This window comes from Limnobacter sp., from assembly GCF_046297615.1.
Lineage (GTDB): Bacteria > Pseudomonadota > Gammaproteobacteria > Burkholderiales > Burkholderiaceae_B > Limnobacter.
Window position 1 is genome coordinate 551,570 of record NZ_JBKBHM010000002.1, and the last position, 25,625, is coordinate 577,194.

At 52.7% G+C, this 25,625-nt stretch carries 23 protein-coding genes and 2 pseudogenes; 12 read left to right on the forward strand and 13 right to left on the reverse strand.

The features are described from left to right. The first annotated feature begins 64 nt into the window (after window positions 1–64). Both ACK4FF_RS06565 and ACK4FF_RS06570 read left to right on the forward strand, forming a co-directional pair. Window positions 65–2,329, forward strand: a complete 2,265-nt coding sequence (locus ACK4FF_RS06565) for a molybdopterin-dependent oxidoreductase (RefSeq protein WP_409706207.1) — start codon at window positions 65–67, stop codon at window positions 2,327–2,329. Continuing rightward, window positions 2,322–2,927, forward strand: a complete 606-nt coding sequence (locus ACK4FF_RS06570; protein WP_409706210.1) for a TetR/AcrR family transcriptional regulator — start codon at window positions 2,322–2,324, stop codon at window positions 2,925–2,927. The genes ACK4FF_RS06565 and ACK4FF_RS06570 overlap by 8 nt, the downstream gene beginning before the upstream one ends. Here the strand turns inward: ACK4FF_RS06570 and ACK4FF_RS06575 are convergent. The 3 genes from ACK4FF_RS06575 to ACK4FF_RS06585 are packed head-to-tail and all read right to left on the reverse strand — an operon-like array spanning window position 2,907 to window position 7,873. Then, window positions 2,907–5,309 (reverse strand): TonB-dependent receptor, encoded by a 2,403-nt coding sequence (locus tag ACK4FF_RS06575; protein WP_409706213.1) that lies wholly within the window; start codon window positions 5,307–5,309, stop codon window positions 2,907–2,909. The genes ACK4FF_RS06570 and ACK4FF_RS06575 overlap by 21 nt on opposite strands. Beyond that, window positions 5,310–5,993 (reverse strand): response regulator transcription factor, encoded by a 684-nt coding sequence (locus ACK4FF_RS06580; RefSeq protein WP_409706216.1) that lies wholly within the window; start codon window positions 5,991–5,993, stop codon window positions 5,310–5,312. After that, window positions 5,990–7,873 (reverse strand): 7TM-DISM domain-containing protein, encoded by a 1,884-nt coding sequence (locus tag ACK4FF_RS06585; protein ID WP_409706219.1) that lies wholly within the window; start codon window positions 7,871–7,873, stop codon window positions 5,990–5,992. The genes ACK4FF_RS06580 and ACK4FF_RS06585 overlap by 4 nt, the downstream gene beginning before the upstream one ends. 409 nt (window positions 7,874–8,282) lie before the next feature. On the opposite strand from ACK4FF_RS06585, the gene ACK4FF_RS06590 reads away from it, so the two are divergent. The 4 genes from ACK4FF_RS06590 (at window position 8,283) to ACK4FF_RS06605 (ending at window position 12,654) form a co-directional block, all read left to right on the forward strand. Next, window positions 8,283–9,251: an alpha/beta fold hydrolase gene (locus tag ACK4FF_RS06590; RefSeq protein WP_409706222.1), complete on the forward strand. Its 969-nt coding sequence runs from the start codon at window positions 8,283–8,285 to the stop codon at window positions 9,249–9,251. Between the two features lie 73 nt (window positions 9,252–9,324). Continuing rightward, window positions 9,325–10,236, forward strand: a complete 912-nt coding sequence (locus tag ACK4FF_RS06595) for a metal-dependent hydrolase (RefSeq protein ID WP_409706225.1) — start codon at window positions 9,325–9,327, stop codon at window positions 10,234–10,236. 42 nt (window positions 10,237–10,278) lie between these two features. Then, the gene (locus ACK4FF_RS06600) at window positions 10,279–11,112 is read left to right on the forward strand and encodes an SDR family NAD(P)-dependent oxidoreductase (RefSeq protein WP_409706228.1); all 834 of its coding nucleotides are present in this window, start codon (window positions 10,279–10,281) and stop codon (window positions 11,110–11,112) included. A 24-nt stretch (window positions 11,113–11,136) separates the two neighbouring features. After that, entirely contained in the window at window positions 11,137–12,654 is a 1,518-nt protein-coding gene (locus ACK4FF_RS06605) for a flavin-containing monooxygenase (RefSeq protein WP_409706231.1), read from the forward strand. A 412-nt stretch (window positions 12,655–13,066) separates the two neighbouring features. Here the strand turns inward: ACK4FF_RS06605 and ACK4FF_RS06610 are convergent, their stop codons facing one another. Continuing rightward, window positions 13,067–13,807 carry a hypothetical protein gene (locus tag ACK4FF_RS06610; protein WP_409706234.1) on the reverse strand — a complete coding sequence of 247 codons (741 nt, stop codon included), beginning with the start codon at window positions 13,805–13,807 and terminating at the stop codon, window positions 13,067–13,069. 97 nt (window positions 13,808–13,904) lie between these two features. On the opposite strand from ACK4FF_RS06610, the gene ACK4FF_RS06615 reads away from it, so the two are divergent. The 4 genes from ACK4FF_RS06615 to mobC all read left to right on the forward strand — a co-directional run bounded on the left by ACK4FF_RS06615 (window position 13,905) and on the right by mobC (window position 17,737). After that, on the forward strand, window positions 13,905–14,171 hold the full coding sequence (locus ACK4FF_RS06615; RefSeq protein ID WP_409706237.1) for a helix-turn-helix transcriptional regulator: 267 nt from the start codon (window positions 13,905–13,907) through the stop codon (window positions 14,169–14,171). Between the two features lie 4 nt (window positions 14,172–14,175). After that, window positions 14,176–14,937: a helix-turn-helix domain-containing protein gene (locus ACK4FF_RS06620; RefSeq protein ID WP_409706239.1), complete on the forward strand. Its 762-nt coding sequence runs from the start codon at window positions 14,176–14,178 to the stop codon at window positions 14,935–14,937. A 281-nt stretch (window positions 14,938–15,218) separates the two neighbouring features. Continuing rightward, window positions 15,219–16,994 carry a type IV secretory system conjugative DNA transfer family protein gene (locus ACK4FF_RS06625; RefSeq protein ID WP_409706242.1) on the forward strand — a complete coding sequence of 592 codons (1,776 nt, stop codon included), beginning with the start codon at window positions 15,219–15,221 and terminating at the stop codon, window positions 16,992–16,994. After that, complete coding sequence (gene mobC / locus ACK4FF_RS06630) at window positions 16,994–17,737, forward strand: MobC family replication-relaxation protein (protein WP_409706245.1); 744 nt, start codon at window positions 16,994–16,996, stop codon at window positions 17,735–17,737. The genes ACK4FF_RS06625 and mobC overlap by 1 nt, the downstream gene beginning before the upstream one ends. A gap of 12 nt (window positions 17,738–17,749) precedes the next feature. On the opposite strand, the gene ACK4FF_RS06635 is transcribed toward mobC, so the two are convergent. From ACK4FF_RS06635 to ACK4FF_RS06645, 3 genes are all read right to left on the reverse strand, one after another. Next, window positions 17,750–18,256 carry a hypothetical protein gene (locus ACK4FF_RS06635; RefSeq protein WP_409706248.1) on the reverse strand — a complete coding sequence of 169 codons (507 nt, stop codon included), beginning with the start codon at window positions 18,254–18,256 and terminating at the stop codon, window positions 17,750–17,752. A 23-nt stretch (window positions 18,257–18,279) separates the two neighbouring features. After that, window positions 18,280–18,912: a tyrosine-type recombinase/integrase gene (locus tag ACK4FF_RS06640; protein WP_409706251.1), complete on the reverse strand. Its 633-nt coding sequence runs from the start codon at window positions 18,910–18,912 to the stop codon at window positions 18,280–18,282. A gap of 72 nt (window positions 18,913–18,984) precedes the next feature. Then, the gene (locus tag ACK4FF_RS06645) at window positions 18,985–19,350 is read right to left on the reverse strand and encodes a hypothetical protein (RefSeq protein WP_409706254.1); all 366 of its coding nucleotides are present in this window, start codon (window positions 19,348–19,350) and stop codon (window positions 18,985–18,987) included. Window positions 19,351–19,489: 139 nt separating this feature from the next. Here ACK4FF_RS06645 and ACK4FF_RS06650 point away from each other — a divergent pair. Both ACK4FF_RS06650 and ACK4FF_RS06655 read left to right on the forward strand, forming a co-directional pair. Next, window positions 19,490–19,618, forward strand: a pseudogene (locus ACK4FF_RS06650) (ABC transporter ATP-binding protein); the annotation flags it as partial. Then, window positions 19,585–19,911: pseudogene (locus ACK4FF_RS06655) on the forward strand (group II intron maturase-specific domain-containing protein); the annotation flags it as partial. The pseudogenes ACK4FF_RS06650 and ACK4FF_RS06655, both read left to right, overlap by 34 nt. Before the next feature lie 217 nt (window positions 19,912–20,128). On the opposite strand, the gene ACK4FF_RS06660 reads toward ACK4FF_RS06655, so the two are convergent. The 6 genes from ACK4FF_RS06660 to ACK4FF_RS06685 all read right to left on the reverse strand — a co-directional run bounded on the left by ACK4FF_RS06660 (window position 20,129) and on the right by ACK4FF_RS06685 (window position 25,611). Next, window positions 20,129–20,998 carry a LysR substrate-binding domain-containing protein gene (locus tag ACK4FF_RS06660; protein WP_409706257.1) on the reverse strand — a complete coding sequence of 290 codons (870 nt, stop codon included), beginning with the start codon at window positions 20,996–20,998 and terminating at the stop codon, window positions 20,129–20,131. 4 nt (window positions 20,999–21,002) lie between these two features. After that, on the reverse strand, window positions 21,003–22,004 hold the full coding sequence (locus ACK4FF_RS06665) for a phosphonate dehydrogenase (protein WP_045952931.1): 1,002 nt from the start codon (window positions 22,002–22,004) through the stop codon (window positions 21,003–21,005). A 19-nt stretch (window positions 22,005–22,023) separates the two neighbouring features. Continuing rightward, window positions 22,024–22,824, reverse strand: a complete 801-nt coding sequence (gene phnC / locus ACK4FF_RS06670; RefSeq protein ID WP_041682765.1) for a phosphonate ABC transporter ATP-binding protein — start codon at window positions 22,822–22,824, stop codon at window positions 22,024–22,026. A 33-nt stretch (window positions 22,825–22,857) separates the two neighbouring features. Further along, window positions 22,858–23,706, reverse strand: a complete 849-nt coding sequence (gene phnE, locus ACK4FF_RS06675) for a phosphonate ABC transporter, permease protein PhnE (protein WP_047219908.1) — start codon at window positions 23,704–23,706, stop codon at window positions 22,858–22,860. A gap of 123 nt (window positions 23,707–23,829) precedes the next feature. Then, window positions 23,830–24,726 (reverse strand): phosphate/phosphite/phosphonate ABC transporter substrate-binding protein, encoded by an 897-nt coding sequence (locus tag ACK4FF_RS06680; RefSeq protein ID WP_409706262.1) that lies wholly within the window; start codon window positions 24,724–24,726, stop codon window positions 23,830–23,832. A gap of 24 nt (window positions 24,727–24,750) precedes the next feature. Then, window positions 24,751–25,611, reverse strand: coding sequence for a phytanoyl-CoA dioxygenase family protein (locus ACK4FF_RS06685; protein ID WP_409706265.1), 861 nt, complete (start codon window positions 25,609–25,611; stop codon window positions 24,751–24,753). Window positions 25,612–25,625 lie beyond the last annotated feature (14 nt).

Consider the following 25,625-nt stretch of genomic DNA (forward strand, 5'->3'; position numbering starts at 1 on the left):
TGACGACACCATATCAAGCCGATAAGCTCGTTTATAACATCCGTTATAAATGGAGCATCATTCTATGACCACCGAAACCTCCGCCTGCATCCTGTGCTCCAGAAACTGCGGCCTGGAACTCACCATCGAAGACAACAAGATCACCAAGATCAAAGGGGATGAGGCGCACCCGCTGACCGGGGGCTACATCTGCCAGAAAGCGGCACGCTTGGGCCACTATCAACACCATGCCGACAGGCTCACACACCCGCTGAAACGCAACGCGCAGGGTGAGTTTGAAGCCGTCAGCTGGAACGAAGCACTGACAGACATCGCCAGGCAACTCACCACCATCCGCGACCAACATGGCGGCAAAGCCTTTGCTACGGCAGGCGGCGGTGGCCAGGGCAATCACCTCGGCGGCGCTTACCTTGCGCAAGTGCGGGCTGCGATGAAGAGCCGCTATAACTACAACTCACTGGGGCAGGAAAAAACCGGCGACTTCTGGGTGAATGGCCGACTGTTTGGGCACCAAACCTGCCACACCACCGAAGATGTCGAGCATGCGGATTTCGCGCTGTTCATCGGATGCAACCCCTATCAAGCCCACGGCATTCCCAACGCACGGGACACCCTCAAGCACCTCAAAAAAGACCCGAACAGAACGGTGGTGGTCATCGACCCTCGCCGCACGGAAACTGCCGAGCACGCGGACATCCACCTGCAATTAAAACCCGGCACCGACGCCTTTTTGATGAGCGCCATGCTGGCCATCATTCTTAGGGACAATCTCCACAATCGTGACTTCATCGCCCAACATTGCACCGGCTTTGAGGCCGTTGAATCTGTGTTGAGGGCTGTGCCCATTGAGGACTACGTGCAACGTGCCGATGTGCCTCTTGAACTGGTTGAACGGGTGGCGCGAGGGTTCGCCACAGCCCGCAGCGCCAGTGTGCGCATCGACCTGGGCATTCAACACACCCTGAACACCACCTTGAACGGATACCTCGAAAAACTGCTGTATTTACTGACCGGGCAATTCGGCAAACAAGGCGGCAACAACCTGCACACCTTTCTGGCCCCCATCTTGGGCCACACGGATGAACGGGGCAAAGTGGTTCGAACTGTTCACCACCAGATGTTTCCCATCGCCGGCATCATGCCCCCCAACCTGTTGCCTGATGAAATCCTGCTGGCGGGCGAACATCGCATTCGTGCCATGGTGATCGACAGCTGCAACCCCATGCTGACCTGGCCTGACACACCCCGGCTTGAACAAGCCTTCCGAAGCCTGGATTTGCTGGTGGTCACCGACGTCGCACTGACTGAAACTGCACGCTTGGCGCACTATGTGCTACCCGCTTCCTCCCAATTTGAAAAATGGGAATTCACCGGCTTCAACCTTGACTTCCCGGTCAACGGCTTTCACCTTCGACACCCCGTTGTCAAACCCACAGGCGACACCCTGCCCGAGCCAGAAATCTACACCCGCCTGATCGAACGCATGGGCGTATTTCCCAAACCCAATCGCCTACTGGCCCTACTGGGCAAAACGGCGGGCTCTACCCTCGGGTTAATGGCCTACATGGCAGCAACCATGGCCACACTGGCACGCAACAAACACCTGATGCCCTACGCCGTCTCACTGATGTACCGCACACTGGGGCCGAACATGCCCAATGGGTCTGCGGCTGCAGCGCCATTGCTCGCCATGTGCATGGACTACGGCAAAAGGCACGCCAAAGCTGTTGCAGCAGCGGGCATCAAAGGCAACAGACTCACCTTGGGCATCAACCTGTTCAAAGCCATCCTTCGTGCCCGTTCCGGCCTCATCATCAGCCGACACGAGTACGCCGATGTCTGGACGCTCCTGCGCACACCCGACCGGAAAGTTCACCTCAATATTTCGGAAATGCTGGAAGAGCTTCAAGCACTGCCCGCCCAACGCACCCAAACCGACCCAGACTACCCATTCATTCTTGCTGCGGGTGAACGACGCGCCTACAACGCCAACCAGATTTTCCGCGACCCTGCATGGCGCAAAGTGGACCGAGAAGGCAGCATGCGCATTCACCCGGACGACGCCATGGCCCTGAACCTGGCCGACAAAGACACCGTTCAATGCAGCTCACGAGGGGGACAAATTCGGGCGGTTGTACAATTGGACGCGTCCATGCGACGGGGCACCGTCAGCCTTCCGCACGGCTATGGAATCCGCAGCCAAGGCAATCCACCTTTGGGACCTGAACTGAATCAATTGACCCGCTCCGCAGACTGCGACCCCTTCAGCAAAACACCGTTCCACAAGTTCGTGCCGGTGAAACTGGAAAAAGCGCCCGCCCATGTCTGATTCCCGTTCCAAGCTGTTGTTGGGTGCGATCGACCTGCTTCGAACTCGGGGCGTTGGGGCGACCAGTGTGCGTGAACTGGCCAAGCACACGGGTGCCCCATTGGGGTCCACGTACCACTACTTTCCCGAGGGCAAGGTACAACTGGTTACCGAGGCGGTTGACTTGGCTGGCGAGCATGTCAGCCAAACCCTGGCCAAAGTGTTGAACCAATATGGCACGCTCGGAGGCATTGAATCCTTCCTGAAGCATTGGAAAAAAGTGCTTCAAGCATCGGACTTCCAAGCGGGCTGCCCGGTCATTGCGATTGCCGTTGAAAGTCAATCCGGGGCAGAATTCACACCTACCCTGAACAGTGCGTCAAGCGCATTGACGCGCTGGTCTGAACTGCTGGCCGATTCACTTCAAGCCCACGGCGTCAGCCAATCTGCAGCGCGGCCACTGGCCACAGCAGTGCTCTGCGCCCTTGAAGGGGCCATTTTGACGTGCCGCATTCAACGCAGTACGCAAGCCTTGGACCAAGCGGGCCAAGTGATGCTGGCACTATTGGGCAACACAATTGCTGAGTGCAAACGCCTTTCAAGGCCCCAAGGTGAATGAGGTGGTCAACCCCAGCATGCGGGCATCCCCGGCAATGCCACCATAATCTCCAATACCGTACACGGTGGATACGCCACTGAGATAACGCTCATCCAGCAGGTTACGCACCCAGGCCTCCACCTGCCATCCCGGTTTCAAACTGCGCACGCCCACCCGTGCATCAAGCACCTCATAGCCGTCAATGAAGCTGGTTCGGCTTTGTTCCACCGCGCCAAAATAGGACGACTTGAACATTGCATTGCCGCCCCAATACCATTGCGCGCCGTTGACCCGTGCCAGCGTGTGCTCGAAACCCAGAAAACCACTCCACCGGGGTGCATTGAACAGTTGGCGCCCGGACAAGTCCTTGTCCGCCTGATTCGTGTCTTCATTGGGTGCATTCGGAAACCGGGTGCTGATGGCTTCGGTGTAGGACAAGCCACCTCCCAAGGCCCAATTGGCCCCAAAGCGGCCCGAGGCATTCCATTCCACGCCTTGTAATTTGACCCGCGGAATATTCAACACCACCGACTGCCGGGGCACACGAATCAACCCTTCGCCCTGGTCAAAAGTAACTGCCTGAAAATCCTTCACCCAACTTTGAAACACATTCACTTGCGACTGCAAACGCCGGGACGTGGAATTGAACACCCACCCTGCTTCCCAACCATTCAAGCGCTCCCGCTCAAACTGGGCAGGCACATACGCAGGGGTGCCCGCCAGGTTAAGCCCCCCATTTTTATACGCACTGGCCAAACGCACATGCACTGACGACTCAGAGGTCAAACGGTGCAAAGCGCCGAAAGTGGTCGACATGCCAAAGTCACGGCGGCCATCGGTGCGTTGAAAATTGCGGCCCACCAAGTCCTGAATCAGGCCATTAAAAGTGACTCCACTCACATCTTGCCCCAGCAGCCCGCCTAACACATTCAAGCTGTTGGTGAAGGCCAAAGGGCTTGCGTTCAGGTTGCCGCCCCGCTGAAACCGAAACACCGACGAGGAGCGATCACTGGCGGTCATTCGAACACTGCCCGTCAACCGTGTTCGGGTACTCAACGCCAATTCATTCATCCAGTAAGTGGACAGCGTATCCGCTTCCTGCCGGCCCGGGGTCACCACCTGCAAACCATTCACTGCTTCAGGCGGCACCACCGCGTCAATCAACAGCCCACTGTTGCTCTGGTTCAATGCGGGCGACGCTTGATTCAACTGCCCACCAAAGGCATAGCGGGCAATGTCAGGGCCGAGCGTCCCAATCTCCTGGCCATTGATGCGCTGCTTGAGGTAGAACACCCCGGCTGTGGAACGCCAACGTTTCAACTCGGTGCTCAATCTGAGTTCTTGAACCATGTGGCGCGACCGAGTGCTGAACTCACCCGACAACAGTTTCAGTGGGGTGTTGTCACCAATGAACGACTCGTAGGACAAATCCTGAACACTGCTGATGCTGGTCAGGCGGCTGCGCTCAGACACCTGATTCTCCACAATCATGGTCAAGGCTTTAAGCGACTGGCGCTGATGGTTGGGCGTGTCGTTGGACACCACACGGTCCGCCGGGTTGGTCCCCGGCCGCTGAAACTGCATGTAGGCGTCCGAGGCTGCCGTGCCTCTGCTGACAGGGCCCAACAATGGAAAATCACAACACAATTGGTTGATCAAGCCATACTCACCAATCAGCCTCACTGACGAGTTCGCATTCGGTTGCCAGGCCAACTGGCCCCTCAGCCCCAACTTGTTCTGGGCATTGATCATGCTGCCGTCGTAGAGGTTCTTCAGGTTGCCGTCCCGAACCTGCCCATACACGCTCAATCGGCCCAACACACCACTTTGCCCCAAAGGGCTGTTGAACACTGCCGTGGCGCTCTGAAAGCCGAGCTCACCGACTGAATACGACAAGGACTTCCTGTGGCCGGGCTCCGGCGCGCGCGTTTGCACCAGCAAATCACCCGCAGTGCTGCCCAAACCATAGGAGGCATCCTGCGGCCCACGGCGCACCTCGGCGTAATCCAGGTCGTACAGGCCCATGGCCAACACTGCCTGCCGTGGCTGATACACGCCGTCGACGTACAAGCCAACGCTGCTGCTCACGCCATCATTGAACTGTGTGTTGCCCAAACCCCGAACAGACAATCCTGAATTTCGGGCTGTGGTTCCGAAATTGGTGACGCCCGGCACTTGCTTGAATAAGTCAGTCAGGGTTTGGCTGCTTGATGCCTCAACCGATTGCCCGGTCAACAACACGGTGGACGAGCCAGGCGTGTCCAACAAGTCCTTGACGGCAGTGCTGCCCGCCGTCACCTGCACCTCAGCCAGAGAGCGCGAGGGCGACCCACCAGCCGACTGCGCCAGCACCGGGCTGGCAGTCGAAAAACAGCACAGGGCCGGAAGAATAAAACGCCGCATTCAGCGAACCAACACCGCACAGTCAAGGCGGTAACCCACTCCACGCACCGCAGAAATAAAAGGGCTATCAAGCCCTGCGTCGGCGTCTTGAACCTTGGACCGAAGGCGACTAACCATCACCGTGAGTTGATCACGACTGAGCGCTTGATCACCTCCGGGAGACAAGTTCTCCAACAAGTAATCGGTGTGGGCCATGCGGTCGGGCATCAGCATGATGGCCTCAATCAACAAAGCCTCAGACAAGGTGAGGCGAACCTCAACCCCACTGGCCAAGGTCAGTTTCCGGTCCGCCATATTCAATTGAGCGCCCCCCTCAAACACCGGGTTGATGCGAACCTCACAATTGGCAATCACCGCGAGCAACTCATCGGGGTTCACAGGCTTGGCGATGTACACATCCGCACCCGCCTTATAGCCCTCCGAACGCTCGGTGGCCCGAGTACGCGCCGTCAGCATGACAATCCACATGTCGGGGTGGCTTTCGCGCAGCCGTGCGGCAATGCTCAGGCCATCTTCCTGAGGCAGGTTCAAGTCCAACACCACCAAGTGATAGCGGCGCTGCCGAAGGAGATTATTCAACTCCTCACCACAATCGGCACCATCCACATGCCAACCCTGCCCTTGCAGCAGCGTCACCAACTCCTCGCGTGCAAGGTCATGGTCCTCAACGACAATAATATTCATCCCTGTAACCATAGCTCGAACACCACCTCTTCATGGCCTGGCAACAGGGCAATGTCCCCATTCATCCGGCGAAGCACCTGTTGAACCCAATACAAGCCCAGCCCCATCCCTGTAGCAGGCCGAACTGCCTGATTGTGATAATACTTCTTGAACAGGCGCTCCGGGTCTGGCCTCCCCGCCGAACCCACCGCATTTCTCACCCTCAACACCACGCCCTCTGCAGCTTGTTCAAGCTCGCAGAATACGGGGCTGCCCTTGGGCGAATATTTCAGCGCATTGTCCAGCAAGTTACGAAACACCAACGTAAACACGTCTGCGTCCAGAAACACTCTCATCGGCCCGGGCGAACGAACGGTCACACGTTCGTGCTCCAAGTGCCGGGCAACCCCTTGGGCCACCAGTTCGTCCAAATCCCAAGGCAGCATCTGCACCTGTAAGGCGCCCTGCTCCAGCATATCCACCTGCAGACTGCGTTCCAGCACATCGTCCACAGCCGTCACCGAATTCACAATGTGATCCAGGCGCGGGTCGTTTTCCCCCCGTTGCATGGCACGCATTTGCAGGTTGCGCACTGCAAGCCGTATGTGGTTCAAGGGGTTTTTCACCTCATGAATCACCATACCCAAGAAACTCGTCGTCTCCTCCAGTTTCTGGTGTTCCATCACCAAGCGGGTACGGGCCTCCCTCTCCGCCACCTCAAGCCTTTGCCGTTCCTGGCCCTTCAACATGGTTTTGTAAGCCAAAATCATGAGAATCATGAACATGGAAAACAAATTGCTTGGCGCCAAGGCGTAGAAGAGGTACTCCCGGGAAACCTTCATCCCCAACAGGATCGAGCTCATCCAGAACGCCGACATCAACACCACCCCAAGGGTAAACACCCTGAACATCATCAACAGGTAGGGCTCGTCAATTCGGGCTTTATAAACAAAGTAAAAACTAGCCAACACCAACATGAAAATGTAAATGTTGTTCAACATCAGTGCCTCAGCGTAAAAGCCCGCAGCAATCAGCCCCAGAGACACCAAAAGCACCAAGGGGTAAGGCCGGTAGACCACGAGCTGCCTGGGCGTTAAACCAAAGTCGCCGTACAACTTCGGATAGAACTGACATATCCCCATGGTCAGCAAGGTTTGCGACAGGCAATAAATGACCATCATCGAACTGGCCCACGACTCCGGTATGAATTGACTGACCAAACCGAACTGAATAGCCCCAAAGTTAAAAGCCACAGCGTCAAACCAAACGCTCCGAATCCACAACCGTTCGCGAGTGACGGCCCACACCACAGTGGCCAACAGCACCAGCATGGCTGACAAGCCGATGTAAACACCAAAGGCGAAATTCAACGAGGTTTCCAGTTGCAAAAACTGGCTCAAAGCCATAATCTGAACCGACATCACGGAGGTTTCACTATTCACCTCCACAAACACCGTGTAGGCCTGCGGCACGCTGACCTCAGCATTGAACCCATCCGGATCAAAATTGAGGGGAAAGGCAAAACTAAAGGCCTTGAGTTCACGATTCTGAAAGGGCACTACCATGCCCTGCTCTTCGGTGTGAACACGGCCACTGGCGTCAAACACATGAACCCGAATGTGACGCAGATAGGGCGGCTGCACAGTCAACACAACCGGTTGATCAATCGCCCGGGTTTGCAAACGAAACCAAACCTGCTCCCGGGAATTGCCTTTGACCAGTACCCCGTCAGACGGCTTGAAAGGCTGAGACATGGCTTGTTCGAGAGTCAACACCCGAGAGGTCCGAAACACAGACAAGTCGGTAATCAAGTTGTTGTCGTGAAGTTGGGCAGCGGGGCGCGACAACACATAGCCCATCAGCACAATAAACACCACCGTCAGGAAGACGGCCCAGAACATCTGGGGATGCCAAAACTGCGCCCTCTGCCCACCACTGTCCTCTGTATCAGACGGCGCCATAGAAATCCCTCTACCCCCAAAAAGCCCTACGCTAGTTTAAGGGCAAAAGGCGTTGCTTCGCCCACAGGCGGGCACCAGTTTCTGCAGCATCAACCTCGTCATTAGCAGCCTGCATTTCATCTTTTGGGCCACAACATAGACGATTAGAAACCGAACAATCAATGTGTGCTTTTCAATTCTGCATCCATTTGTAAAGGTAAACACCTGAGAACAATGGCTTTATTTTCATCGTAGGCATACCCAACAAACCGAGCGCATTCCGCATTGAATCCGAACAAACATTCGTTTTACCATTACATCAATCAATGTCACGGTTTAGCATGTTTTGTATCCTATGGAAGTTCGTGTCATGTTGAACACCCAGCAAGTTCTGGAAAACAGTTTCGTCAATCAGGTGGCCCATGCTTACCTGAGCAAGGCCAAATCGCCCAACCTTGAGCGAGTCAAGGCTTGGCGTTACCGCAGTTTTTTCCCCCTGCTGCACCGCCTGCATGGCTCACTCACCGGCTTTGCAACGCACCGCAGATCGATTGACGGCAGCACCATGGTGTGGCTCGAGGGGGGCAACCCTGAAGGTAGCCCCGTGGTCTTGCTTCATGGCTTCAGTTCTTGCAAAGAGAACTGGCTGCCCCTGATGCCTTTTCTGATGAAGCAGCACAGGCTGCTCGTTCCCGACCTGCCAGGCTGGGGGCAAAGCCATTTCTGCAGCGACAAGGTATACGGGTTCGACCAACAAGTCGAAAGGCTTGCCGACTGGGCCGAATCGGTACTGCAAGGCCCTGCACACTGGGTGGGCAGCTCCATGGGTGGCGGCATTGCCGCCTTGCTCGCAGCACGCCATCAACGATGGGTAAGTTCCCTGACACTCATGAACGCAGCAGGGGTCGTCGGCAGCGAGTTGACTCCCTTCGAACGAAACCTGCAGGAGGGGCGCAATACGCTGATCGCCCATGACATCAAAGGTGTATTGGATTTGCTGGGCTCGACGATAGCCAGCCGGACACTGCCCCTGTTGATGACGCCTTTTGCTTACTGGGATGTGGTGTCCCGGCGCCATGTGAACCAGCACATTTTTCGCCAACTTCTGGAATATGCACCGGCTCCTGATCAGCCTTCATTCTCGGCAATTTCAGCGCCAACATTGATTCTGTGGGGCGATCAGGATGAAATCATTCATTCCAGTTGCGCCCACACTTTCAAGGCTTTGATACCCCACGCAGAGATCAAAAGTCTTCCCGGTGTGGGGCACATGCCCATGGTGGAAAAACCCGTCAAGGCCGCGAAACTGCTCAAGCGCTTTTGGCTGGCGGCCCAGTAACCACTTTTTAACCCAAGCACTTTTTTCAACAACCCCGAATTAACGCTCAGTCTTATTCAATGGAAGTGTGATCATGACCAACGTTTTTTCCATGCCCAGCGGCACCCGAATCCCAATCCGGCACATGGATTTCAAATTCGACAGCAAAGACCTTGACTCCGTGTTTTACAAAAACACGACTTTTGCCAGCGCCTACTTTCACGCCTTGTCCATCTTCCTGACTTTTGGTGAAGACCTGGTGATCGACACGGCCCGCCACCACCGTCAATTTGTCAAAGACCCTGATTTGAAGGCGCGCGTCACCGCACTGATTGGTCAAGAAGCCATTCATTCCAAACTGCACCATGAGTTCAATGACACCTTGGCCGAGAACGACTACCCCGTGAAGTTCTACCGCTTCCTTGCCGAACAGGTTTTCAAGTATGGCTTTAAGCAACTGCCCAACGGCATGCAGCTTTCCTTGATGGCCGGCATCGAACACTTCACAGCCGTACTGGCCGAATACATGATGAAGCACGAGGAAATCTTCTTCCTCAGCCACGATGAAAAGCAGCGCGCCTTGTGGATGTGGCACATGCTGGAAGAGTGCGAGCACAAAGACATTGCCTACGATGTGTATCAACAATTGTCGGGCGACTACCTGATGCGCATCACCGGATTCGGCATGGCATTCGTCACCATCCTGATGCTGGTGCCACTGGGTGGAGCCTTGATTCCGTTTCTGCGCAAGCCCAGCAGTGTCTTCACACTCGGGTTCTGGAAAGATGCCCGCGTAAGCCTCAATTTGCTGTTCACCGGCAAGGACAGTGTCTTTGGCGGCAGCATGAAGCACATTCTTGAATACCTGCGCCGGGACTTCCACCCCAGCGACCATGACACCAGCGACCTGCTGGCCTATTACAAAGAAAAGCTGCTGAACCCCGTCAATGGCGTGCTAAGCCCCTTCATGACGCGGGAATTTTACCCAAATGCCAAGGCAGCCTGAGTCAGCGCGAGCCCTTGCTGAGCAAACCAAAGTGAGACAACCATGAATTTACTGAGAAGAAAAAAGGACCTGCCCAGCCACAACGCCTACGCCGTGGTGACTGGCGCGGGCAGTGGCATTGGTCGCAGTTTCGCACTGGAGATTGCGCGCAGGGGGGGTGTCGTGGTTTGCGCCGACCTGAAGCTGGAAGGTGCTGAGGAAACCGTACGGCTGATCCAAGCCCAAGGTGGAAAGGCATTTGCTGTGGCTTGCGACGTGGGCATTGCAGAACAGGTGCAGCAATTGGCTGAACAGGCCGAGGAATTGATGGGGCACCCAGTGACCTTGCTCATCAACAATGCAGGTGTTGGCTTGGGTGGAAAGATTGAAGAAACCACTCTAGACGACTGGCGCTGGTGCATGAACGTCAACTTGTGGGGTGTCATTCATGGCTGCCATTACTTCGTGCCCAAATTCCAAAAACTTGGGCGGGGTGCGATTGTCAATGTGGCGTCCGCTGCATCGTACACAGCAGCACCGGAAATGAGCGCCTACAACACCACCAAGGCCGGGGTGCGTGCTCTGTCAGAAACACTCTTCGCAGAACTCAAGAAAGACAAGATTTCGGTGAATGTACTTTGCCCAACGCTGGTGCCCACCAACATCATTAAAGATGGTCGCCTGCCTGCACGGTACTCCAAGTTGGCCGATCACGCTCTCATGAATTACGCCATGGTCACCAGCGACTCGGTGGCCAAGCTGACCCTGAACCGACTGGACAGCGGTGAGCTCTACACCACCCCCCAGGTCGATGCCAAGCTGTTCTGGCTCATGAAACGCGCCGCGCCCAACCTGTACGCCAAGTTCCTCGGCTTCTCCTATCAGTTTGTCAAATAATTCGAAAAAGGCCCTGTACACACCATGCCCGCCCAAAAAAATACAATTCATTCCAGCGACACCGTTTATGACACCTTCATTGTCGGTGCCGGAATATCCGGTATTGCAGCAGCCATCAAATTGAAGAAAGAAGGCTACCATCACTTCAAAATCATTGAGAAAGCGAAGCGAGTGGGTGGTACTTGGCGTGAAAACACCTACCCCGGCTGCGGATGCGATGTGCCTTCTTCCCTTTATTCCTATTCATTTGCCCCCAGCAGCAAGTGGAGCCGTCTGTTTGCGCTGCAACCGGAAATTCTGGAATATCTTGAAGACGTGAGCGACAAATTCAACATCACCCCGCTCATTGAATTTGAAAACGAACTGGAACAGGCGGCTTGGGACGACACACGCCACCTTTGGGTCATGGACACCAGCAAGGGCCAGTACCTGGCCAGAACAGTGATCTTCGCCACTGGCCCCATCACCGAATCGCAAATTCCCAACTTGCCCGGCCTCGATACCTTCAAGGGCGACATGTTCCACTCCGCCCGCTGGAACCACGACATCGACCTGACCGGCAAACGCGTGGCCGTGGTCGGCACTGGTGCTTCCGCCATCCAGTTCATTCCGCAGATTCAGCCCAAAGTCAAAAGCCTCGTTGTGTTTCAGCGCACCGCCCCGTGGGTGCTGCCCAAACCCGACATGCAACTGGGTGCCAAGGGCAAACTGCTGATGGACAAATTGCCCGTCATTCAAAGCACCTGGCGCAAAGCCGTGGCAGGCTCATTGAATGTGATTAACTTTGGCCTGCGAAACCCCAGCGTGCTTGAACCAGTCAGCACTGCGGCCAAACAACTGCTGAAAGTACAAATCAAAGACAAAGCCCTGCGAGAAGCAGTTACACCCGACTTCACCTTGGGTTGCAAACGCATCCTGTTTGCCAACAACTACTACCCTGCCCTGCAAGCCAGCAACACCCGACTGATTCCCCATGGGTTGACACAAATCGACGGCAACACCGTCATTTCTGCCAACGGCGAACAGCATGAAGTGGATGTGATCATCTGGGGAACCGGCTTCAACGTGTCGCACCCACCCATTGGCAAAAAAGTGATCAATGCCAAGGGCCAGCGAATTGCCGACTTGTGGAAAAAAAGCTCGCCAGAAGCCTACCTGGGCGCAACACTGCGCGATGTGCCCAATGCATTCCTTGTACTGGGCCCCAATGTGTTGGTCTATGACTCGTTCATCGGCCTGGCCGAAACGCAACTGGACTACATCATTGATGGCCTGAAATTGATCAAAAACAAATCGATCAGCAAGCTCACCATCAAACCCGACGTGCTGGATGCCCACAACCAGAAAGTGCAAAAACACCTGAAGGGCACCGTGTTCAATGCAGGCGGATGCAGAAGCTACTACCTCGACGAAAACGGCCGCAACTTCGCAGCCTGGCCATGGTCACTGGCCACCTTGAAAAAACGACTGAGCCACTTCAACATGGCTGATTACGATGTCGTCATTCAATCGTCGAAGAAAGCCAGTAAAAAGGCGGCCTAACACCATCGGTCGACCAAACTAGCTGCTTCGTTCTGATTGCGCAAGTAGGCGACAGCGGTTGCTCCGCGCCCGCCTGACGCTCAACCTGGTTCAAATTTTTTTCAGAGAGAAGCTCGTACGGAAAAAGAAAAAGGCCCGCATTGCTGCGGGCCTTTTTGTGTTTGGCTCCCCGACCTGGACTCGAACCAGGGACCTGCGGATTAACAGTCGAACAAAGCCCCTAAACCATAACACAATTTGTTCTTACGTAACAGCAGCTTACGCACTCTTTAATCTCTCGAATTAACTCTAAATCTCTCAGGGTTTCCGGCAGATTTCCGGCAGATTTGAACTTACAAAAATTGAAGGGATAATGTAATCACAATTCAAAAAGTTTAGTACTTGCGCATGCCTTGCATCCAGATTGGTCAATTTAAACCTTAAACCGGTCTTCAGCTTGAGAATTCGGTCCAAAAAACACGCGATTTGGCTTAATAACTAGGTCTGGATACTTTGCGAAAAATGAGTCAGGCCTTCCCTCCAAAACTTTAATTCGCTCTGCACGAGCAAACTCGTAAATGTTCCTAATCGCCTCAGTAGAAGGAACTTCTGTAGGAATAGAAAACTTCGTTCGGAGGGGACAAGGGTCGGTTAGATCCCAAAATATCCCGTATTGCCAGCTCCAAATATCAAAAAGCGAATAGACTCCAGTCTCATCTACGTGTCTGTAATTCGTGGCTCGAAGTCTACGGTAGTCGGGCCACTCGTATTCATACCCAATCCTCAGTTCAATTGAATCTGCAAACCTAAGATTCATCTCCGACTCGGGGATTCCAATTACTTCATCCAAGGAGAACCCGAACGGATTTAGCGGCCTCGCCGACTGTTCCTCTTCGTGTTCCATCTTAAAAACGAACAGTTTATGGTTTGGTCGCTTTAAAAGCGCAGCGACTCGATCCTCAAGGCGTTGAATTGCTGCAGCCTGAGGCGCACGCCCTTTGTCTGTAACGTAAGGGCTTGAGTAACGCTTTGACTGGCCTGTTGACAAATCTAAAGCCTCATCTAATTTTGCCAAAGACAGGCCGGTCAATTCACGCGCTTCGGTTATCAAAATCGAAGCGAAGCGAACTAACGCAGGATTTAATCTCCTACCTCTGTTTTTCCCACGGTTCATAACTCACCTTTCAAAAACTGGCCCTAGTAAACAAGAACAATCGGGAATAGCCTTCCGATCAATAACTTAGCATTTTTAAAAAACCAGAGTGATCGAAATGACCCAAGATTTCAGAATTATTTTTAATCAACTTGCAGCTGACTCAATAATCAACAGGTCAGAACTGGCGGAGCTGTTATGCACATCTGAAAATGCAATCAGTCAGATGGCCTACAGAGGGGAATTACCTGCCACGGCATTTCCGAAAAAACGTCGTGCTTTATGGTTCGTCAGGGACATCAAAGCCTGGCTCGAACAGAGTCGTACACCAGAGCCTGCAACTAAGCAATCGTCGAAAATCGGCAGACCCCGCTCAGAGGACTGAAAAAATGAGCATAAAGGCAATGAACTGGGCTTGGAACATCCAGCTAGCGCCATCCGAAAAGCTCTTGCTCCTTGCCCTCGCAGACTGTGCCGATGATCTCGGAATTTGTTGGCCAGGAATGAGGTTGATCGCCAAGAAATGCAATATATCAACCCGGACCGCTCAAAGGACAATTGGAAAGTTAATCAGCATGAAATTGCTGTCCAAAGAATCTCGGTTTAAAGGAAATGGACGGCAGACCTCAAACAGTTACCGCCTGATGCTTTCGGTTTCAGTGAACCGTGACAATTTGACACCCTACCCGAAAAACGAGAAGCAAATGCCAGGGGAGAGGGTGACAGATGTAGGCATGGGGGAGCCGGTCACTTACCTGACACCCCTAGAACCACCACATGATCCATCACTACTACCACCACTCATATACCCACCCGAACTATCGCAAATCGAAAAATCGAGCATACAAAAAATGCTCACTAGCATTCCAGCTGTTGCTGCGCAACAACTCCTTGACGAACTTAGCGCAGCAATTCAAACAAAAACCATAAAGAAAACAAACCTTCAATGGTTCAGAGGTTTGATCCACAAATTTCAAAAACGTGAATTTGAACCAGTGGCAGGGGTGAAGCTAGCAGAACAACGCAACAACCAGATAGAGAGAGATATTGCAAGCAATCCCTCAAGGCTTGCCCACACACCGAATAAAGAACTTGCGGAGTTAGCCCTAAGGAAGGCGAAAAGTCTCTTGCCAAGAACAAGCAAAAGCTGACCCAACGTCTAGGGGAACCTAGAAATTAGCCACCAAATTTTAAACGTAGCTCATGAAGGCATCATATATGACAAATCAATCGCACTACTGCATGGAATCAACGGAGAACCTTTCAGATTTGCTTAGCATATTCAAAAAACTTGAGCGGTCTGAATCAATTTCCGCAAACGAGATACAAACAATCGCGGAAGGAGCGAGAAAAGCCCTAGAGCTTCGATTGAGGTCTCACAACCATGTTTCGCCTCTTCGCTTTCCTACTTCTGACTATAGGTTTTCTCGCCATGCTTGAACCCATGATGACCAATATCGCCAACCGCGCTTTTCAGGGTTCTGAATGGCTGATTTCAAACACCATTAACATCTTTCATCCCCTGGTATGGTCTGGATTGACGATGTTGATTGTCACGATGGTACTCAGTCAGAGCCGACTTCGCGAATTTGAAAAACCAACGTGGCCCAAGGTCTCAAATCTGGTTCGGATTTGTGCAACGTCGATTTACCCTATTTTTTGGCTCAGTGGATTCGTCGTACTCTCCACCACGGGGCTTGCCATTGCAGGCTATGTTTTGGCTTTTGGAATTCACCCACATCCAACATTTGCAGGATTCTCCGCACACACACTGTTTTGGAAAGCGATTGATGCGTACTGGACAGCCACATCCAGTACGCATACGGCACAGGCCATAGGCTTGATATTTGGAATTTTTTGTAGCCTGGCAATCACTGTTTTCCTGATACCCAGCGTGGTGAGACAGGGGCTAGGGCCAAAAACGCAATCCCTACTGGATGCGCTTAAAAAATCACCACAGTTTGACCCCAATCAATTCATCAATACAGCAAAAGGTCTTTTCATCGGGATCGATATAAACCGCCTTCCGATTTATGTCCCATGGCGCAAAATCGACGAGACCCATTTCCAAATCATGGGTAGCACTGGAGCAGGAAAAGGTGTGTCTCTGTCTTTGATGGGAAAACAGTTCATCAGAATGAAAAAGACGGTCATTTTCTTTGACCCAAAAGGCGATTCCCACGCGAAATCTATCCTTCTTGAAGAAGCAAAGGCCAGCGGCCGAGAATTCGTTTACCTCAATCTCAAAAAGCCCATACCACAAGTAAATCCCTTTGCCAAAACGACCGCTGCTAGGTCCGCCGATCTCCTGATTGCAGCATTTGAGTTGCGTTCCAAAGGCAGTGATGGTGATTACTATAAAGGCAGGGAAGAAGATTGCGCCTACACCTTGGCAGACCAAGGAATCGACTCACTAGCAAGCATCATTGGAAAAGCACATGCGGACCCAGTAGTTTGTGAAGAAGAAAATTTCCTTCGCAAACTCCGAAAATTGGAACGCTCAAAAGTTTTTATGACTGCCGAAGGCCCCGACCTTGAAATAAAAATTCAAGCAGGTGCTGTAATTTATATTGAGTGTAGCTCTAGCAGCGAATCTGTATGGATGGCTCAGAGACTTCTTTTACTGCGCATAATGCAAATCATCGAAGATCGTGAGAACAAGGAGCGTTCTGTTGCGGTAGTTCTTGATGAGTTTAAATATATGCTCTCTCCTGCAGCTCTCACAGCGCTTGGGGTCATGCGAAGTTCGAATTGCCACTGCCTCCTGGCATTCCAAGCCATAGGCGACCTAGCAGACAATCCAACACTAAATGAGGAATCAGCAAAAAGCGCCGTTTTGACCAACACAGCCATCAAAATGATTTTTCGAATTCCTGAAGTCGGTTATGCCGATGAATTGTCTCGGATGACCGTGCAAGAAAAGCGCTTTGATGAAGTTACAGGCAAGCAGCCACACGAACTCACCAACCAGGGCACAGGTAGTTGGCGCGAGGTCTACGAGCCCACAATTCCAGCCAATGTTCTAACCAATTTACCAATGCCAACTGACTATACAGATGGGAAAACCGTGTCTTGTGGCGTTCTTTTTATTGGCGCTGAGGCAAAGGCTTTCAGCACATCACCTGTTCCACACAGCAACAGCAAACCAACCATTTACCAGGCAACTCCACATGTAGTTGCAATTGCAAAAGCGGCGGACCTGATTTGATGACCCAACAACAAAACCTTATTGCATCACCCAGTGAACGCATGGCTCGAAAAGAAGAAAAGGAACATAAAATTCTGCGCTTCTTACGCGACCAAATTTGGAGTACCTCAGAAGTCCTCAGGGAGGTTGCTAATGTGAAGGCCAGGCAAACTATTCATCAAACGCTGTCCAGAATGGAAAAACAGGACCTTATTAAAAGGCACCACCTGGAGAGCCTCGGCGGGAAAAAAACAGTGTGGGGAATCACAAATCACGGTCAGATTTGCGCTTTTGACCCAGATGCGGATGAGGCGCCTAACCAAAACTATTTTGACCCCTCTCGCATCGCTGAAACGACCGCTCACCATCACATCGGTATTCAGAAAATACGCTTACTTGCCGAAAAAAGCGGGTGGACCAACTGGACTGACGGCAATAGACTCAAGGCTTCGACCAAAGACGGAAAAAGACCAGATGCCTTGTTCACATCACCAAGTGGTAACAGGTGTGCGATTGAATTCGAACGAAGTTTCAAAACCATCAAAAGGTACGAAGCCATACTTTCCACCTACCTTCAAAGTCTGAAGCAAGGCGAAGTGGATGCTGTCGTATGGATTTGTCCAGACCTCAAATTTAAGAAACGGCTTGAAAAAATCATCCTGAGTATCAGGAAGGTGAACGTTCGCGGCCAAAGTGTGTTGATTGACCCCGAGCGCCATCACTCAAAGCTTCATTTCACGACAATTGCAGACTGGCCTAATTGATAAAGTGCAACGCTACTTTCCGTTTCTGTTAGCAACGTATCTCAAAATTTCGAGAATGCCATTTGCGGGTGAGGAGGTCACATGAGCGACTTCACTGGATAACTCGGACAACACCGATTTATACGGGACCAATTGAATGATTGATTTCTGAAAGATTTCACTTTCAATCGAGTGCTTCATCTCTCCGTGAACAAGGACAAACTCCCATTTCGCATTTCTAGGCGCGTACATCTCGCGCAACTGAACCTTCCTCGGGCTAAGAAATTTTTTGTGAATCCAAGCATCAACCCCTGCCTGGACATCCACTTGTTCTTTAGTTGCCAAAGGCAACCCACAAACAAATCCAATCGGCCGAAAACTGACCTGAACCTCGACATGCTTGTATTCGACCCCGCCATCGTCCAACAATCTGATGGCCAAAAAATCTATTTCGTCATTCCCAGACTTTAGACCCTGAATGGTGAAGAATTTGTTTTTGTTTAACCATTGCTCCACCAACTGTTCATCAAGATGTGCCATTCGAGTCACCAATCATTTCTAACTCAGCCCCAAATTCCTTCGAACCGCTTTGCCGATGTCCTGGTGTAATGCGCAGTGTGTCGAATATCGCGGTGACCAAGCCAGTCTTGTAAAAGCCTGGTGTCCGTGCCTTTGTTAGCTAACGCATGACCACAAGAATGACGGAACATGTGTGGATGAAGTCCAGCAAAACCCGCCCTCTCTCCGACCTGAGAGACAAGGTAGTTCAATGCTTGTCTGGTAAATGGGGCACGTCGCATGCTGATAAAAAGCCAGGGCATATCATCAGAACGGGTCCGCAAATAGGCTCTCAGTGCCCTAATTTCTTCTCCATCCAGGGGCTGAGATGTTGATAAGCCGTCTTTTTTTCTGCGAACAAAAACACGAGCTTCATCAAGACTCACATCTGAACGACGCATTCCGATAAGTTCAGAAACCCTTAAGCCGTGCCGATACATCAATAAGAACATGCAATGGTCGCGGCTACCAAACTTGCCTTTGCGTGAAGCCTTCAAAACCATATCCATTTCGCCAGCGGTGAGGAAATCTTTTCCCTGGCGTTCGTGGACATCTAGGGTATCTGGCTTCTCATTCTTTACATTTCGCCGTTTGGGCGACTCTTGTATTTCAAGTGCAAAGTCAGTGGAACTGGTCATCGTCAACCTCAATTCTTAACAAAATGGGCCTTTTGTAAAGATTAGACCCAGGACAAAGACAACACCAATCCATCAGACCTTTGGCCGTCCAGTTTTGACTTTTTCAAGAGCACGGAGTGCTTTAGAAAGTTCTGAGTCGCTCAGGGCATTCAAAACTTGAAGTCCTGCCCGAATGACCTCTGCCTTCGTGACAGCCAACTCATTTTTCAAAGCCCTACTCCGCATGACGGCTATCAAAGAGTAGTCATCTTCAGGCATTGAAAAGCTATCCCGAACGACTTTTTTCACGGGCGCTTGAATCACTTTTGATTTCGGTACAGGCTTCTTTACCTCAGTTTCCGCCTGGTTACCAAACGCCTCGATTTCTTCGTCCAAGAGCCCTTCGGAAGATGTTCTCTTTTTGACCTGCAATGTCATTTTTGATTTGCCAACAGCCATGATTAATACCATTATTATGATATTAACTGTATATACTATTTACTGGCATTTTTCAAGTCTGTAATCACAGACGGCATTTCTCGTAAAACTAAAGAGTTTCTGCTTTTTCATTAACCACTTCCTCAACTTTCCTCTTCCATTGCGGCGCGACAAAATTGGTTTTGTCTTCCAATCGCCGTACCTGATTCCGTTTCTCGATGTCACCGACAACGTGGCCCTGCTGCCGATGCTTGCAGGCGTCGCGAATGCAGAGGCGCGAGCGAAGGCAGGTTGCGTGCCTACATGTTGGGTTGGAAGGGCTACTTCCGGCTGGCGCAATCCCAAAGACTCTGGCAAACGCTGGATGAATGGATACGTCACCGGTTACGGGCAATCCAGCTCAAACAGTGGAAACGCGGCGCCACCATGTTCCGAGAACTGCGAGCCTTGGGAGCCAGCGTCACAGTGGCACACCGCGTGGCGGCCAACAGCCGTCGCTGGTGGCGCAACAGTGGCAAACTCCTGAATAGTGTGCTGACGATCGCGTGGTTCGATAACCTGGGTCTGCCTCGCCTCTCATAACCTCAACTTCTCGAACCGCCCGGTGCGGACCCGCATGCCGGGTGGTGTGGCAGGGGTGCGGCTCAGAAGAGCTGCCCCCTATGCCGATTGTCCTAGCCCATATCTATCACTCCGCCGTAGCCGAAGCTGCCGTGGCAAGAATCGGCGTGGCGACGCGACAGCCCGAACTTCGGCGCCCAGGGTCGGCGGCGTTACAAGCCGAGCTCCACAAGCCAATTCAGTGCGGACGGCTCAAAAGTATGTCGACGAAAGCAGCGATGGACGGATGCTTCAGCATGCCATTCCGAAACACGATGTAGATCTCCTTCCGGGGCGGATCGCCCTCAAAGGGAACCGTTGAAAACAAGACAAGTCGGGACTCGTTCGCGACGGACGCTTTCATCACGACTGATATCCCCAGTCCTGCCTGCACAGCGCTTTTTACAGCGGCGGTACTGCCCAGTTGCAAGGAAAACCCCAGCGTATTTGCCCGTGTACCAAGATACCGCCGAAGGACCCGTCCGGTGCCCGAGCCCGCCTCGCCTCCGATCAAGACTTGGTTTTCAAGCTGGTTCGGCCCAACACTCCGCATGCCCGCCCACGGATGCCCCAGCGGTACGATGAGTACCAGCTCTTCTCGTCGCCACAGCTTGGCAGCGAATCCCGGGCGCTCGTCCCATCTTTCGACGACAGCGATGTCCACGTCGTAATTCTCTATGGTCCGCGCTATCGCCTCGTTTCTATCGATGACCACCTTGACCGAAAATGGCGTTCGCTCTTTAAACTTTTTTATATATGGCTGAAGCAAGTATATGCCCGTGTTAGAACTCGCCCCAATCGTGATTTCATCTTTCTTTTCAAATAGAGTTCCGGCTTTACACGCCAGGTTGACAAGCTGTTGCGCATACGGCAAAAAAGTTTCACCCTCGGCTGTCAAACTGCAACCGGCATTGCTTCGCACGATTACTTCCGTCTTAAGCGACTCTTCAAGCTGCTTGATATGCTGCGTCACCGTCGACTGCGAAATGTCGAGTTGTTTTGCGGCGTCGCGGAAGCCTCCGGCTGCGGCTACGGCCAGAAAACTCTCAACGTGATCGAGATTGATCACTCAGTCATCTCCCCGCTCCAACATGGTTGACCGCTCCGCGTGGAATGCGCCCTTGCAACGCTTCGAGGATACTGAGGGCGGCTTCACGCTCGATTTCCATCCGTACCGATTTGACCGCCGAACCCAGGTGAGGCGTAAAGAATGTGGGTAAAGCAGGATCAAGCAATTCGTCAGGAATAGAATGCGGCCTGTCGGGACGCGCCCATTCCTCCATCTCGAAGACGTCTGCGGCGTAACCGCCCAGATGCCCCGTCCGAAGCGCATGCACCACGGCCCGCTCATCTACGATGGAGCCGCGACAGGCATTGACGAGGTACGCACCGGGCTTCATGCGGTCTAATGCCCGAGCATTTATGGTGTGGTGGGTATCTGACGACATCGGCAGCATGGGAATGATGAAATCGCTTGTCGCCAATAGCTGGTCCAGCGATGTTCTGCTTGCATTCCACGCCCTTTCCGACTCTTGCGGCAAAGGCTGCGGATCCGTGTACTGAATTTGCATATCGAAGGCGGCCAGCCGCTTTGCGACCGCCCGCCCGACCGCTCCCATCCCAATGATGCCGGCGGTTTTACCCGTCAAACCTGTGCCATAAAACCGCGGGGTCCAACCATTGAACTGGCGTGATCGAATGTAATTATCACCTTGCAGCATATTCCGTGTGATGCTCAGCAACAGGCCAATCGTTAGTTCAGCTGTGGGAATCGTAAGCAAATCAGGAACAATCGTAAACCAAATCCCATGGCGGGTACATGCCTCGACATCAAAGTTGTCATATCCTTTAAGCGCGGCGCCGATGACCTTCAGATTGGGGCACGCGGATAGGAAATCCGCATCTATGCTATCCGGCATAAACACCATCATCGCGTCCGCATCATTGGTGCGCAACAGTACCTCTTCCCGCGACATGGTTGAATCGGACTGATTGGAAATTACTTCAGCGGCGGTCTCAAGGAGGGCCAGCGTGTCGGGGTGGATTCGATGCGTTGTTACGATTCTTGGTTTCATGGGACCTCTGAGGAACGAACTACGCGACATGCCGCTGCAACGGCTCGTCTCTGTCGCTGTGTACGGCACGCTGCTGATAAATGGATCGTATCTTTTGCATCATGCCTTGATCATTCGGTTGGTTAGCCATATTCAAACTGATTCGCCCATCCCGCAATCCCACGACTCGATCAGACACTTCAAGTGCCAGGTCTACCTGGTGCAAGCTGCACAGGACCGCGACATTAAGATCTGTAGCCGCGGCTTTCAGCGTTTGCAGAACCGAGCGCGCCGTCAGCGGATCGAGGCTGGAGACGGGTTCGTCCGCAATAATAATCTTGGGCTTCTGCGCCAAGGCTCGCGCTATCGCAATACGCTGTTGCTGACCGCCTGACAGCAGTTGCGTAGGCGTGTTTGCATAATCGAGCATGCCGACCCGGTCCAGACATTCGAACGCGAGCACTTTGTCAGCCCGGCTGAAGCTTTTCAATGTGACGCGCCAAATGGGCATCTCTGCCAGACGCGCACCCAATACATTCTCGAGTGCTGAGAACCTTTTCACCAGGTGCAGTTGTTGGAACACGAACCCGATCTGGCCACGTACTGCCCGCAGACGCGCCGGAGACAGTTCATGTATGGATTCTCCGAGCGCCACGATAGAACCGGAGTCAATCGGCTCAAGGCCAGTGAGACATCGGAAAAGCGTCGACTTCCCTGCCCCGCTTGTGCCGAGCAAGGCAACCATTGAGCCGTGACGTACTTCGAAGTCAATCGATTCCAGGACAACTTTATTGCCGTATGACTTACCGACATTCTTTAACTGCAACGCTACATCTTTCATTGCGAACCTCCCTTCCAGTAATACGTGAAGCAATCAGTTATTCGCAGGGAGAGTTTCGAATCCCTCGCGTTTTGTGTCCAATATCAAGTACCTGAGCCGGTCACTGATGAAATCGATTGCCGACACCATCAGCAATACAACCGCCAGTACCGTAATCATCTTGTTGAATTCCAACAAGTCCACAGTATCTTTCAGGGTCTGCCCAATTCCACCTGCGCCTACGATGCCCAGTACTGTGGACGTTCTGACACTGAATTCCCAAATGTATAGAACGCTCGCGATCAGGTGCGGCATAACATCCGGGATCAGACCGTAGCGGATAATCTTTGCCCTGCTGGCACCGGTCAAGGCGAGCGCATCCAACGGCCCTTGGTCAACGGGCTCGATGGCTTCAGCAAACATTTTGCCGATTGCCCCTACCATGTGGAAAGTAATGGCCAGTACGCCGGAGAACGGACCGAAGCCCACTGCTGCTACAAATACAAGTGCAAAGACAAATGTCTCCGTGCCGCGGCTGGCGTTCAGGATGGCGCGGGATACCCGATAGGTCCACTTGTTCGGACAGGTATTACGCGCAGCCATGAGTGCCAGCGGAAATGCAATGATTGTGGCGAATATCGTGCCAATCGTCGCCATGGCGAGCGTCTCGCCAGCCCCTTTTAGAATGACGTCCAGGTCGCTCAGGTCGGGTGGAAACATCTGCACGACGAATGACCATAGTCTCGGTAAACCGGCGCCTAGCTTCTGGAATTCTATCTGACACACGTACCAGGCCACTGCCAGCAAACTGAGTACTACGACCGACGTTGCAAAATGCCGCTTTCTCCTGGCTACGTCCCTCTTGACATTAGCCAGCATGACTTCTTCGATTCGCTGATTCATTGGTTCATCCTCTGTGGTATTGCGATGCGCGCCCGTATGTTCGTGCAGCGGAGACAAGGAGCTGGCGTGCGTCAGTCCACCTTGTCGTCCGCTGCCCTCATCCAAGAACGGACCCCTCGTGCTTTACAGTTTTCCCAGGATGCGGCCGGCGTCTTCGATTACCTTGTAATCGCTGTGCTTTGCCTTCACGAAGCCGTTATAGCCCGAGCCCATCAGCGACTGTGCTTTCTCTTCGGACAAGGACGTCAGTATTTCCGTGATGCGCGCTTTCAGAGCAGGATCAAAATCCTTCGGCACGGATATCGCGTCGTTCGGCAGCTTGCTGGATTCCCACACGATCTTGGACTTCGAAGGATCGATTTGACCCGCTTCGATCATCCCGTTCCGGCCCCGATCCATATCGGATCCGAGGTCGATCAGTCCGTGCTGAATCTGTGATTCGTTCTGGCCAAACGTGGCACCTTCACGATATTCAAAATAGCTCTTAGGGTCGATGCCGATGCTCTTGAAGTACGCCATCGGGATGAGCCAGCCAGAAGTGTTGCCCTGATCACTGAGTGACAGCTTCAAACCCTTCGCGTCCTCGGGCCATTTTTTGATCGGCAGATCGGCGCGACCGACAATGAGGGCTTTGTAGAACGGCTCCCCGCGGTACTTGACCGTTGCAAGCACTTCGGTGCCGGCCTTTTTATTCGACAAGACATAGCCCCAGGGTCCGAGCCAGCCCACATCGACATGGCCATTTGTCATTGCCACAGATATTGCCGCCCAGCTTTCCGGGGAGACGATTTCATAGGTCGCGCCGAGCTGGTCGGCGAGATACTTGAATATCGGCTCAAACTCTTTGATGGTCTGGCTAGGCGTTGGACGCACCGGCGCAATTGCAAAACGCAGGTGAAGTTTCCCATTGACAACCTCAGCTGCCTGCGCGGGTGTGCACACTATGATTGTGGCGATAAAGGCAAGAATGGCGCGCGTTAACGCCTTCTTGAATTTCGAAAACAGAGTAAAAACTTGCATTATGACCTCAGTGAGTTAAAGACTTCAGTAGTACTTTTGAGTCAAAGCTCGTTGACTTTCAAAGATGCGATCACCGTACATCGACAACGGATACGGGATAGTCAAAGGGAGTTCCACCATGCGCGGGAATACGGTGGATCGGCCAGAGACCATGAGGCTTTCATAATCCCCATAGTTGCCACAGCCCAGAAGTGGCCAAGCATCAGCCGCGGCATAGCCGATGAGCAGAAAACGCCGCCTGATCGTTGAGTGGTTTGGGCCTGAACCATGAAGGGTCCGGACGTGATGCAACGTGACAGTTCCTACGGGTCCCGTTAGTAACTCCCCTTCTGTCGGGTCGAGCGCTTCGTCCCAGTTGGAGCGAGAGATCGCGTGGCAAAACTCGCCCGTCTCGACGTTCCGGTGGTCGTACACTTTTCCTTTGTGGGAGCCTGGCAAGCATGCCATCGCGCCATTTTTCTCACTTGTCTCGTCGAGGAAAATTCCGAGAGTAAGAAAATCATCGTTTGTGTGGGGATAGAATGCCCAGTCCTGATGCCACTGGACTGGCGCGCCTGATGGCGGCTTGAAGTTGATTTTGCTATTGTGCAAACGGATGTTTTCGCCCAGGAAATGCCGAAGCAAATCGACGACTTTTTCCGACCTGACCAAAGAATCTATTGCATCGAAATAAAGGTGAGGATTCTCGACGCGACGCAGTAGCTTCGTCGTCTCGCCATTCTTCTTTTCGAACTGGTAAGTCTCATTGTCCGAAGCTACGCCAATAGCTCCCAATTCAATTTGCTTGACGTCTTCAAGAATCTTCGCTACTTCCTCCGCGGAGAAAAAGCTTTCAATCTTCGTATATCCCTTGTCGAGATATTCGCGTTGCTGCTCTGCAAACATGGTGATGCTCCTAG